Raw genomic sequence first — 12,316 nt, forward strand, 5'->3', positions numbered from 1 at the left:
GGACGCGGTGCTGCTCAAGACCGCCGCCACCTTCGACCTGTCGGTGTGGGAGTTCTGGTCGGCCGCGGCCTGCGGTGGCCGCATGGTCATCGCCGCCCCGGACGGGCACAAGGATCCGGCCTACCTCAACGAGCTCATGGCTCGTGAGTGGGTGACCACCCTGCACGTGGTGCCGTCCATGCTGGACGCGCTGCTCACCGACGGGCTGCCGGACTCGCTGTGGCGCATCCTCGCCATCGGTGAGGCGCTGCCCGGACAGTTGGCGCTGCGCGTGCTGCGTGAGCGTCCGCGCACCGAGCTGTTCAACCTCTACGGCCCGACCGAGGCCGCGGTGTCCATCACCAACCACCGGGTCACCGAGCGCGACGAGCTGTCGGTGTCCATCGGCTCGCCCGAATGGAACTCTCAGGTGTACGTGCTGGATTCGCGTCTGCGGCCGGTGCCGGTGGGCGTGTCCGGTGAGCTGTATCTGGCCGGTGCGCAGCTGGCGCGCGGCTATTACGGCCGCGCGGACCTCACCTCGGATCGGTTCGTGGCGAACCCGTTCTCCGACAACGGTGCCCGCATGTATCGCACCGGTGACCTGGTGGCCTGGCAGCCGAACGGCGAGCTGGAGTACCGGGGCCGCACCGACTTCCAGGTGAAGATCCGCGGCTTCCGCATCGAGCTCGGCGATATCGAGAACGCGCTGCTGCGGGTGGATTCCGTGGCGTCGGCGGCCGTGGTCGCGCACACCGACCCGGTGCTGGGCGACCGCCTGGTGGCCTATGTCGTCGGCATCGACGGGGAGCCCGACAAGCAGCAGTTGCAGGCGGCGCTCGCCGCCGAGCTGCCGTCGTACATGATCCCGTCGGTCTTCATGCCGTTGACCGCGTTGCCGCTCAACGCCAACGGCAAGCTCGACCGCAAGGAACTGCCGGAACCCACCTTCGAGAAGGCGGTCTTCCGGGCGCCCGTCAGCCCGATCGAGCAGATCGTGGCGGGCGTGTTCGCCGACGTCCTGCGGGTCGAGGCCGGACGCATCGGCCTGGACGACGACTTCTTCCAGTGGGGCGGCAACTCGCTGCTGGCCACCCAGGTCGCCGCGCGCCTCGGCGAGGCACTCAACACCCGCGTGCCGGTGCGACTGCTGTTCGAGGCTTCCACGGTGGCCGCGCTCGCGGCCCGCGTGGAACGCGATGCCGGGGCGGGCCGCAAGGCGCTGACCGCGGGACCGCGACCGGAGAACATTCCGCTGTCGCTGGCCCAGCAGCGCATGTGGTTCCTCAACCGCTTCGACACCGCCTCGGCGGCCTACAACGTGCCCGTCGCGGTGCGCCTGTCCGGCGCGCTCGATGTGGACGCGCTGCGTGCCGCCATCGCGGATGTGGTTGCCCGCCACGAGATCCTGCGCACCATCTACCCGCAGACCGAGGACGGCGCGGTGCAGGTCATCCTGCCGCCGGCGCAGGCCGTGCCCGAGCTCGTGGTGCGCACCGTGACCTCGGACGAGGTCGTCGGCGCGGTGGTGGAGCTGACCTCCACCTCCTTCGACGTCACCGTCGAGGTGCCGATCAAGGTGGCGCTGTTCAAGATCGAGGGTTCGGAGACCGTCCAGGTCGCCGAGTCGGAAGCGGCCGCGCACGCGGCGGCCTACACCTTCGACTTCGCCGATATCGCGCCCACCGGCCAGTACCCGGTCGTGGACCCGAACGCCCCGGTGAGCGCGGAATACGTGCTGGCCCTGGTGATTCACCACATNTCCGGTGCTGGGCGATCGCCTGGTGGCGTACGTGGTCGGCACCGACGGGGAGCCCGACAAGCAGCAGTTGCAGGCGGCGCTGGCCGCCGAGCTGCCGTCGTACATGATCCCGTCGGTCTTCATGCCGCTGACCGCGTTGCCGCTCAACGCCAACGGCAAACTCGACCGCAAACAACTGCCCGCCCCAATCGTCGCGGTGCAGGCCTTCCGTGCACCGGTCACCACCCGGGAACGGGCGGTCTGCGCGGCCTTCGCCGAGGTGCTGGGTGCCCCACGAATCGGCCTGGACGACAACTTTTTCGAACACGGAGGCAACTCACTGAGCGCGACTCGATTGGCGCAGGTCGTCGGCGCCGAACTCGGACACCCGGTGCCTGTCATGCTCGTGTTCACCGCGCCGACTCCCGCCGGTCTGATCGCCGCGGTCGCCGACGCGCACACCGGCAGTGCGGCATTCGACATCCTGCTGCCGCTGCGAAGCACCGGTTCCGCGCAACCTCTGTTCTGCGTGCACCCGATCGGTGGCATCGCCTGGTCGTTCGCGGGTCTGGCCGCACACCTCGACCGTGACCGACCGCTCTACGGTCTGCAATCGCCGGCCCTGCGCGGCGACGAGCCTCTTCCCGACTCGATCGAGGACTGGGCCCGCCGCTACGTGAAGGAGATCCGCACCGTCCAGCCGACAGGTCCCTATTATCTGCTGGGCTGGTCACTCGGCGGCGTGATCGCCCACGCCATGGCCGTACAGCTACAGGAAGAAGGCGAGGAGGTCGCCCTGCTGGCCATGCTCGACAGCTACCACGCAACCATCGGACAGTCCGCTGAATCCACTGAAGAAGCCGTGCCACTAACCGAACTGCTGGGCGGTCTGCTCGGCGACGCGGCCACCGACCTGCCCGGCCTGGACTCCACGCCCGAGCAACTGGCCCGACAACTGGCCGGACTCGGAGAACCGTTCGCTTCCTTCGGCGCCGACCGAATCGCGGCGGCCATCGACAACGCGGCTCGATCAGCCCAACTCGCCGGCAGTTACCACGGCCGCACATTCCACGGCGACCTGATGTATTTTACCGCCGCACAGGGCCTTTCACTCGAACCGCGAGGCGTCATGACGTGGATCGGTGTCATCGATGGACGAATCCACGACGCCCTGGTGGATGCCACCCACTGGAACATGACCGGCGACAAAGCACTCGGCCAGATCGCGGACGTACTGGCGACAGCACTGACCACTCGGACGACAGCCGAGTGATGTCAGATCTCCGCCCTCAACGGCTCGTCTACGGCCGTAGCGGTTGGCTGATCACCACACCGAGTCCCATGTCATGGGATATCCGAGATTCGCCTCACTCGGCCTGCCTGACCAGTGATCGAGAGATAGCGTCGTAACACCTGTCTTAGACAATGTCGTGGATACGACGGTAGGGATCGGTGACTGCGGATCGAGGATCGGCCCAGAGCAGGGCGGCCCGGCGGCCCTATCGCGCGACTAATCCCGCAACCCAAACAGTCGCGCTCTAACTCGTCAAGGTCGTTCTCCGCGTGCGAGATCCGATCGCCGACGCTGTTCGCGGCAGCACTCGGGCGGGTCCCACAGCGAAACCGATTCGCGAATCCTTTTGCCCGCGGCCTACACTCACGCCCCGAGATCGGCCATAGCTCCCGGGGGGATTCATGATCAAGGTTTTCGTCGCGTTCGCGGCTCTTCTTCTCGGCGCGCTCGCCGCGAAGATCACCGGCAGTGCCGCGGCTGCCGTCGTGACCTGGATCGTGGTCATCGTGGTCGCGGTCAACCTGAGAAACCGACTCACCTGAGACCGGAGCCCGGATCGCGCCGGACACTCGATCGCGTCACCCGGCGCGATGCGGTCGATGGTGAGTGGGTGTGCCGGGGTGGAAGTCGGGGGCCGCGGCCTGCTGGATGATGGCGGCGGCCAGTTGTGCGTAGTTGATGGCCATGTCGCGCGCGGGGATGGGTTGGTTGTTGGTGAGCCACCAGGTGACGGTCTGCACGAACATGCCGCCCAGCAGGGTGGCGACCAGGTTGTCCACCGGTGCGGCGAGGGGAAGGTGGGTGGCGGTCATCTCGGTGACGGTGTCCTGAATCCTGGTGGCGAACCATCGGCTGCCCTTGGGGCCCAGTAGCGCGCGATACAGGTGCGCGAACTGCGCGACGTGCTCGAAGAATAGCTCGAGCCGCCGCAACCGGTCGGCGTGGGAGTCACCGCTGCTGGGATCGGTCAGGGACGTAGCGGCCTCGTCGAAGATCTGCTCGACCAACTGATACTTGTCGCGGTAGTTGCGGTAGAAGGCGGCGCGGCTCACCATGGCCCGTTCGGTGATCTGCCTGACGGTCACGCGGTCGAATCCGTGTTCGTCGATGAGATCGATCAGCGCCTCCCGCAGCAGAATGCGGGTGCGTCGCACGCGAACGTTGTCTGTCGAGCGAGACACTTCCGGCTCCTTGTCCGCTTCGGGACAACCCGGTGGGTTTGTGACTGCCACCGTGGCGCCCGGGAAGCAAGCATTGATCGCGGACAGTATGCCCAAGATGAGACGACATGTCTCGGTGAGAAGGAGCTCGATGAATCCCGCGACGTCACCACGGATGCGCGCCGTCGAATATGACCGCTACGGCGGTCCGGAGGTGCTCGAGGTACGCGACGTGCCCCGCCCGCAGCCGGGTCCGCGGCAAGTGCAGGTACGGGTACGGGCGACCGCGGTGAATCCGGTGGACACGAAAATCCGTTCCGGTGCAATGAAACTCATGTCCGGACGCCGATTCCCCAAGCGGATAGGCGGCGAGTTCGCCGGCGAGATCACCGCGCTCGGCACCGAGGTCGGCGACCTCGCCGTGGGAACACGGGTCTGGGGATTCCTCGGCGAGGTTTCCGGAAAGGCCGGGGCGGCAGCGCAATACCTCGTCGCTGATGCCGCGTCGATCGGCCCGGCGCCGGCGACGCTCGACACCACGGCGGCCGCAGCCTTGCCGACCGGCGGCGTGACCGCGCTGTTGGCCCTGCGGGACGCGCTGAAAGTCGCCCCCGGCCACCGGCTGCTCGTGGTCGGGGCCAGCGGCGGTGTCGGTAGCGCGGCCGTTCAGCTCGGTGTCGCGTTCGGGGCGCAGGTGGCCGCGGTCGCCAGTGCCGCCAACCACGATCTGTGCCAGCGGTTGGGCGCCACCGAGGTGTTCGATTACGCCAACCCTTCCTCGCTCAGCGGACGGTTCGATGCGATCCTCGACTGCCATGGCACCGCGCTGGCCACCTATCGCCGCGTGCTGCGCCGTGGCGGCAGGATGCTGAGCATCGATCCGAGCGGCATGAAATACGCCATGTTCAGCACCGTGTTACCCGGACCGCGGGTGCGCGTGATCATGGCCAAATCCCGCCGCGCTGATCTCGTCGCACTCGCCGAATTCGTCGCTTCCGGGCGCCTACAGCCCGTTGTCGACGAGGTCTACCCGCTCGACGACATCGCCAAGGCGCATCACTTGGCCGAGACCGGGCATGCGCGGGGCAAGCGCCTCATCACCGTCGACTGACACCCACTAGCGCCACCTCCGGAGCCCAGCCGGCGAGCGTGCACGGTGCGATTCACCAACAGTGCACCCAGCTGCCCGCCGGCAGTCGGTGTGCGTGCAGGGACCATCATCATCTACGCCCCAGCCCGAGGACGCTCGATCGAGCCTGCCCGCCGTTATCGCTTCGGCCTTCCACGCCTGGGAAGTACCGGTCTCGCCCGTCGCAGGTACCTTGCGGTGCATGTTGGCATTGCAAGGGGGCATTCGATGAAAATCGCACTCGCGCAGTTTGATTGCGGTAGCGAGGGGGAGTTGGTGAAGTCCTTCGCCACGGTGGGTAATTTCGTCGACGAAGCTGCCGAGTTGGGCGCGGAACTGACGATCTTTCCCGAGTTGTCCCTGCACGGCTATGCGCTCGAGGGCAGTCCGTTGACAGCGAGCGACTCACGATTAACCGGTCTTTCCCGCGAGGGGATGGACGTTCTTGTCGGTTTCCGTGAGGACGGCGGTATCCGTCAGTACAACGCGGCGGGCTACTACACCGGCGGCGCGACGCACCATGTTCATCGCAAGTTGTACCTGCCGAACTATCTGGTGTGGGAGGAGCGCAAGCGTGCCAGCCCGGGACAATCCATGCAGGCCTTCGACACTCGTTTCGGTCGCATGGCGGTTTTGATCTGCAATGACGCGTGGCAGCAGGTCCTTCCGTGGCTGGCGGCCCAGGATGGCGCGGAGGTGATGCTGATCCCGGCCAACAGTGCGGCGGAATTCGGCCCGGAATCACTCGATGTCATCGAGTACTGGGACCAACTGCTGAGCGTCGTCGCCCGCATGCATCAAAGTTGGGTCGTGTTCGTCAACAGGGTCGGTGATGAGGACGGCACGCGGTTCTGGGGTGGATCGCGGGTAATCGACCCTTCTGGGCAGGTGACCGCGCAGGCGCCCTTCTGGCATCCTTCGCTTCTGGTGGCCGACATCGATATTCAGGAGACGCGCCGACGACGTCATGCGATTCCGCTGCTGGCCGAAGCGCGCCTGGGCTTGATCAAACGCGAAGTGCAACGGCTGATCCGTGAGGGCGGCGATGCCTGAAGGTATTGCGGACCGATTGTCCCGGCTGGTATTCCAGCCCCTCGGACCTGCGAACAGCTCGAGGCCGCGATGATCGTTCGCGTGATCGGGAGGCCGCACGGCGATCCTGCGCGATCGGCGCAGTCAGTCTCGGCTGGCGATGACGGTGTGGGGATCGATGCCGGGGCCCGGGTGACAAGGGGCGTCTGTAGGCTGAAATGCCCTAACGTGCCGTCACTTTCCAACGGCGGAGACTGATTACCAACACGTTCCGCGACCGCGCGGGTGACCCTGACTCTTACACCCGCGCGGTCGTGGAGATGCGGGATCAACTGCTCACACAGTGTCTCGATCCGAGTCGGTTGGTTTGCGCCTGGAACCAACCGATGTTGGAGCAACACACAGGCGTGGGACACCGGGGTGTCCCACGCTTGTCATGTCAGCGATCGCGCGAGCACATCGTATGATTTTCGGCCGCGCGACCACCTCGACAATTGTCCCCTCTGCTGGGAAGCTCTTTTCTCGGAGGCCAGCTCGGCGCGCCGGGTGAACGTGGCTTTGCCTGCGACGCATAAAGATTTGGATCGGCGTACGGATCGCAGACCGTGCCGCGCCGACGGTTCGGAGCTGCGTCTCGAAAGATCGCCGTGACAAATCGATCCGCGATGGTCGCGGAAGTCGCAGGACCCGCCCTGCCGGAGGATGCCGGGAATCGGTGCGACCAGACCGCACCAGGCGCTCTTGCCCGCCTCGAATCCGGTGACACCCAGGGCACGGCTGAAGCAGTCCTGGGTGTGCAGATCATCGGCTGCGTCGAATTGGCCAGGTATGGGATGCACTCCTGCATCCGCCGTATTACCGCACCATCGTCATTGGCGGTATCCACCGTCTGTCGATCAGGTCGCGCATCAGAGTCATCGAGGTCTCCGGTTCGACCTCGGTCCGGCGGCAGAATGGTGGCCTTGGCGGCCGAGATCAGTCCAGCCGCTTGATGGTTGTCGCGGCCACCCCGCGATGTCCGCCTCAGGCTGCCATCACGATGGATGGCTCATGGGCGTCGAAGCATGATTTGTGGGTGGCGAGGGATTACATGCTGCCGCCGCCGCTGCCGGAGGCGCTACCCGACGGTGGCGGGAACGGCGGGTACTGCTGCGGATAGACCGGGAACGGCGGGTACTGCGGATAGGCCGGGAACGGCGGCCAGTAGGGATGATGACCGTAGACGCCCGGAAGATCGGGGTAGCCGGGGTAGCAATCCGGGAAGGGGCGGGACCAATTGATCTCACCGGGCTCGGCATTGCGCGCGTGCGCGCGGGCTTCCCCACCGGATTCCCCGCCGGCGGGCGGAGCCATGCCGCTCGGATCGTTGACGTTCGTGCTGTGCTCGGTGGGGGTGTCGAGCACGATGTCCGCGGACGCCGATACCGTGACGAAGAGGGGAGCGGCGGCAGCGGCCACGGCTATCGCGAAATAGGTGAGTCTTCGGGCCTGTGCTGTTCGAAAAGCGAAGGCTTCCATGTGGATACCCCTCCGGGCTCGGCGTGTGTGTCGTTTGCGCGACCGTTCAGCGGCGCGGGGTGTCAGTCCATCCGACGATCAGCGACCAATGTATCGAGAGTCGCCACGGAGGGCGCGAATCCTGTTCCCGTCCATGGGAATTCGGATCGGCACGCTCGATCCTTTGCTCGGGTCGCACGGTGGACGGGCGCATGACCATCCGGATCGCCCCGGGGAAGGAACGCACCGAGTTGCAGCCGAACCTGGCCGCGAAGAAAGACGGCTGTGCCGTCTAGCTGCTGCACCGCAATCCTTCGCTGGATCGGCCAGCTGCCGTCGACGCGGTTTCGAGCAGAACCACCAACCACGATCGGTCGGTGGTCGCACCCGAGACGACGACCGGGCCAGCACCGTGACCGAGCGCGATCGCACCCACCAGAGAACAAACCAACCGCTCTACCTGCAGGAATAGCGGGAGCGGCGTCGGTGGGTGCTGCGATGATGGGAGCTTCATCTGTTCTCGCTTGCGCGAGAATATCTTTCTGATAGCAGGGGATCGATCATGGGGTACACCTACATCTTTCGGTTCGCGGACAGTGATCTTTATAAGCTCGGAATGACCCGGACGATGTCGACGCGGTCTGCGGCGTTGAAGACTGGCAACAGGGACAAATTGCAGCTCCACGATTCGGTGGAGACCGAGCATCCCCTCGAAGGTGAGCAGTTCCTCAAACGACTATGGACCGGGCGCAGACATCGGCCCCGCTCGGAGATCTTTCGGTTGACCGAGGCTGAGGTCGACGGGGGGATGGCGCAGCTTCGGCACTATCTCGAGTATGTGCTGCCGGGCGAATTGGCCGAGCGCGCGCAGGTCGTCGAGTTGGCAGATGTCGACAACACCGAAACGATGATCGATCCCAGCGATGACATCAAAGCCGCACATCACCGGCTGATCGAGATCCTGGTCGCCATGCAGGCTCTCGAAAGTGAGGCCGAGTCATTGCGCCGCTCAATTGTGCTCGCCATCGGGAAGAACCGGGGAATCACCGGGGTGGCCACGTTCGACAAGGCCGATGGCAACCGCTGGTTCAACGCCGAACGGTTCCAGGCCACCCATCCCGACATCGCCGCGCAGTTCGTGAAGACAACCATTGATGGCACAGCACTGCGGAAACAGTACCCTGACCTGCACGAATCGTTCAAGGAGCCGGCCAGGAAACGCAAGTTCACCCTGAACGAGGATCTCGACGCCGGAGCCTGACCGCTCGGTGAGGATCCCCGCGCACCCCCGCGTCGAATCGACGCCACGGACAGCGACCGGCGCGGGGATGGCAGGACCGCTCGGCGTGGCGCGTCGGGCGCTCTGACCACGGCCAGTCCTGATTGTCGGCTCGTGCTCGCTGGTACATGGCGGTGGCGACGAGGAACCGGTGCTGGCGCAGCGTCGGTCGTGCCTTCTGCTTCACCCGGATGTGCGGTCCGGCGATCGGCCCCGGATCGGCGCATCATCATGCCCGGCGAGACGACCATGATCGGTGATCGATGCCAGGGAACATGCCGGGTGGTGCTGTTGGATTCGCCTGTGGTCACGCTGGATTCGTTGTCATGGCAGTGCGGCAGCGGCATTCGATCGTGCGCGGCTGAGTAGTGTGCAACCGGGGGCAGACAGCTCTGGCTGTGGGCCGCCTCGGTCCCGAGACCGGTGCGGTTACTGCGATTTGGCCTCGACAGCGGGCGTCGAGCCGAGCCGACTGTGGAGGTGGCGGCCTGTGTGATGGGCGGCTGCTCCACGTGTGGGCGCTCGGACTGGGTAGCGTGTGCAGCATGTCCGAATCCGGCGACTGGCACATCGACGAGCTACGGGTCGAGAATTTCCGCTGCTTCGAACAATTCGAGCTGATGCTCGATCCTTCGTTGACGGTGTTGGTGGGTGCGAACGGGACTGGCAAGACCGCGATCTTGGATGCGCTGGCGATCATGCTGTCGACGATCGTGCGGGAGTTCGAAGGCGAGACGCGAGGGTTCTCGATCGAGGATGCACGTTTGGTGCCCCGTGATCTCGATTCGGTGGCCGCCGTCGCGCGCATGGATGCGGTCTATCCGGTGCGTGCCACGGTCGAGGCAACGCTTGCCGGGGAAGGGTTTTGGTGGCGTCGAGAGCGCGCGAGCGCGAAGGGCCGTTCGTCGTGGGGGGAGAAGAACAGCCAGGTCGGTCAGGCGATCGCGCGGGTGTGGCGTGATTCCGACCGCCCCTCCGATGATCCCGCGCTACGCGCGCCGCTACTGCCGGTGGTCGCCCTGTACGGGGTCGAGCGGCTACTCGGCGTGCGGAAGGCGACGGGGAAGATCGCGAGGTCTCGGTCCGGCGCGTATGCCTCGGCGTTGGACGGGAAGTCGGATCTTTCGCGGCTGTCGAGCTTCATCGAAGCGTTGACGTTGGCTGATTTCGTTGCCGATACCCACGGTGAGGACGCGTGGGCGGCTCGACATCAATTGCGGGCGATCTCCTTGGCCTGCAATGCGATGTTGCGGGAAACCGGTTGGCAGGATCCGGCGTGGAATCCGCTTGTCAACGAGCTGACCTTGCGCCATCGCGACCATGGTGTGCTTCCGTTGTCGTTTCTGTCGAGCGGAATCAAGATCGCTGCCGGGTTGGTGATCGATCTGGTCAGTCGCATGGCACGAGCGAACCCGGGCCTGGGGGCGGAGGATCTGCTCGCCGCGGTGCCGGGGATCGTGCTGATCGACGAGGTCGATCTGCATCTGCATCCCACCTGGCAGCAGCGGATCGTTCCCTTGTTGACCGAGGTGTTCCCACGGGTGCAGTTCATCGTGACCACCCACAGTCCGCAGGTGCTGTCGACGGTCGAGGCCGACAGCATTCGGGTGCTCGAGGACGGCGTTCGGGTGCGCTCGGTCCCGTTTTCCGCGGGTCTGCGCAGTGACATCGTGCTCGATCAGGTCATGCACACCAGCCCTGAGCCCGAGCTCGCGATCAACGTGGACTTGGATCGGTACGTGGAGATGGTCGATCAGGGGCTGGGCCGATCCGAGGAGGCAGTGCTCCTGCGACGGCGGCTCGATGAGGAGCTCGGTGGGATCGCGAACGTTCCCAAGCTCGCCGACGCTGATGCCAGTATCGCTTTCTTCGATTTGGATGACTGAATGCGCCGTATTGCTGCCGCGACAACTCCGTCGAATCATCGGGCGCTGCGTGCCGCACGCGCACCGTTTGCCGAGTTGTCGTCGGATCCGACGATCCGTCGTGCGTTGTGGGAGGAGCAAGGCGGGCACTGCGCCTACTGTGAGCGCACGCTGCGTGACCCCGACCGACCCGATCATCAGACCCGGATCGAGCATTTCCACCCGCAATCGGCGTCCCTGTGGACCGAAACGTGCGCGACGTGCAGTGGTGCCGGTGACAACCGGGACGCACCGACCCGGTGGACGAACCTGCTGTTGTGCTGTGATGGAAATCAGCAGGCGGGCAAGGACTTCACCTGCGACAAGTCCAAGGCGAACTCACACATCTGTGCGGATTTCCGCAACCCGAAGACCTGGTCTCAGCCACAGGTGGTGGTGATCGACCGTGATGGACGAGCACGTCCGGCCCCGGGACTTCCGCACGGCGCGGTCGCCGTCATCGATAATGTGTTGCGGCTCAACACGAACCACCTGATCGCTGCACGCAAGCGCGCCATGTCGGCCTACCTGCGCGAAATCCATGCCAGCAAGACCAAACATCACGGATTGAGCGACGCCCGACGAGAACAGTTCGCGGCTCGATTTCGTGACGTGGCGGCCACCGTGGAGTACGGGTCGGTACTGCTGATGCTGGCCGACCATCTGGCCCGAAAGACCCACGACCGCAACTGAACTCGTTGATCAACCGGCAAAACTGCCCCCTGGCCGCGGCGAAGATTTCTCACGGGCATTGGCCCTGATCGCCACCGCTTTTGGCGATTGCGGCCGCGGCGCGCGCCCCAGCGATCATCGCGACTTGCTGTTGTGGCGTGGCGGACATGAAATCAGGATTGGTTGTCTTGTCGTCCTCGATCAGCCCTTCGACCGCTGAATCGATCGACCAGCTCGGATCGTCGGCGTTGAATTTGATCGCGCCGGCGAAGAAGTCGACCAGTCCCGTACAGGCTTCATGTCGGATCTGTTGCAGGTCGTTCGGCAACGGCTCCGTGGTCGCGCTCTGGCTGGTCGGTGCGCCGCTGGGGCTGGGTGTGGCCGATATGTCGGGCGGGCCGCCGGCTGGTGTCCGCGGCGTTGATGGCGTCGATGGTTGTGCGGTGGGGTGTGGAGAGATCGAGCACCCACCCGCCACAACCACCGATACGACAACAGCAGCAAACCGCATCTTCCGCAGCATCGGGTCGCGATCCCCCCATCGAGCTCACCTGTGTGCGCACATGCTAACCAACTCTTCTGAATTCCATTGACTTCCAACATCATTCACAGCGCAGTCCTGCACGGTA

At 65.3% G+C, this 12,316-nt stretch carries 10 protein-coding genes and 1 pseudogene; 8 read left to right on the forward strand and 3 right to left on the reverse strand.

Features of this window, described 5'->3' with window-relative positions:
* From ACYVN4_RS38395 to ACYVN4_RS38405, 3 genes and pseudogenes are all read left to right on the forward strand, one after another.
* Nucleotides 1-2,108, forward strand: a pseudogene (locus tag ACYVN4_RS38395) (AMP-binding protein); the annotation flags it as partial.
* Nucleotides 2,109-2,249: 141 nt separating this feature from the next.
* Nucleotides 2,250-2,993: a thioesterase domain-containing protein gene (locus ACYVN4_RS38400; RefSeq protein ID WP_460727999.1), complete on the forward strand. Its 744-nt coding sequence runs from the start codon at nucleotides 2,250-2,252 to the stop codon at nucleotides 2,991-2,993.
* A 422-nt stretch (nucleotides 2,994-3,415) separates the two neighbouring features.
* Nucleotides 3,416-3,556: a hypothetical protein gene (locus tag ACYVN4_RS38405; RefSeq protein WP_460728001.1), complete on the forward strand. Its 141-nt coding sequence runs from the start codon at nucleotides 3,416-3,418 to the stop codon at nucleotides 3,554-3,556.
* A gap of 36 nt (nucleotides 3,557-3,592) precedes the next feature.
* Here ACYVN4_RS38405 and ACYVN4_RS38410 read toward each other — a convergent pair whose 3' ends face one another.
* Nucleotides 3,593-4,195 carry a TetR/AcrR family transcriptional regulator gene (locus ACYVN4_RS38410; protein ID WP_460728003.1) on the reverse strand — a complete coding sequence of 201 codons (603 nt, stop codon included), beginning with the start codon at nucleotides 4,193-4,195 and terminating at the stop codon, nucleotides 3,593-3,595.
* A 130-nt stretch (nucleotides 4,196-4,325) separates the two neighbouring features.
* On the opposite strand from ACYVN4_RS38410, the gene ACYVN4_RS38415 reads away from it, so the two are divergent.
* Nucleotides 4,326-5,285: an NAD(P)-dependent alcohol dehydrogenase gene (locus ACYVN4_RS38415; RefSeq protein WP_460728004.1), complete on the forward strand. Its 960-nt coding sequence runs from the start codon at nucleotides 4,326-4,328 to the stop codon at nucleotides 5,283-5,285.
* 246 nt (nucleotides 5,286-5,531) lie between these two features.
* Nucleotides 5,532-6,356: a nitrilase-related carbon-nitrogen hydrolase gene (locus ACYVN4_RS38420; RefSeq protein WP_460728006.1), complete on the forward strand. Its 825-nt coding sequence runs from the start codon at nucleotides 5,532-5,534 to the stop codon at nucleotides 6,354-6,356.
* A 1,065-nt stretch (nucleotides 6,357-7,421) separates the two neighbouring features.
* Here ACYVN4_RS38420 and ACYVN4_RS38425 read toward each other — a convergent pair.
* The gene (locus ACYVN4_RS38425) at nucleotides 7,422-7,853 is read right to left on the reverse strand and encodes a hypothetical protein (RefSeq protein WP_460728008.1); all 432 of its coding nucleotides are present in this window, start codon (nucleotides 7,851-7,853) and stop codon (nucleotides 7,422-7,424) included.
* Between the two features lie 541 nt (nucleotides 7,854-8,394).
* On the opposite strand from ACYVN4_RS38425, the gene ACYVN4_RS38430 reads away from it, so the two are divergent.
* From ACYVN4_RS38430 to ACYVN4_RS38440, 3 genes are all read left to right on the forward strand, one after another.
* Entirely contained in the window at nucleotides 8,395-9,093 is a 699-nt protein-coding gene (locus tag ACYVN4_RS38430; protein WP_460728010.1) for a GIY-YIG nuclease family protein, read from the forward strand.
* Between the two features lie 563 nt (nucleotides 9,094-9,656).
* On the forward strand, nucleotides 9,657-10,997 hold the full coding sequence (locus ACYVN4_RS38435; protein WP_460728012.1) for an AAA family ATPase: 1,341 nt from the start codon (nucleotides 9,657-9,659) through the stop codon (nucleotides 10,995-10,997).
* Nucleotides 10,998-11,708, forward strand: a complete 711-nt coding sequence (locus ACYVN4_RS38440) for an HNH endonuclease family protein (protein ID WP_460728014.1) — start codon at nucleotides 10,998-11,000, stop codon at nucleotides 11,706-11,708.
* A gap of 49 nt (nucleotides 11,709-11,757) precedes the next feature.
* Here the strand turns inward: ACYVN4_RS38440 and ACYVN4_RS38445 are convergent, their stop codons facing one another.
* Nucleotides 11,758-12,210 (reverse strand): hypothetical protein, encoded by a 453-nt coding sequence (locus tag ACYVN4_RS38445; RefSeq protein WP_460728016.1) that lies wholly within the window; start codon nucleotides 12,208-12,210, stop codon nucleotides 11,758-11,760.
* Nucleotides 12,211-12,316 lie beyond the last annotated feature (106 nt).

This window comes from Nocardia heshunensis (genome assembly GCF_054782115.1).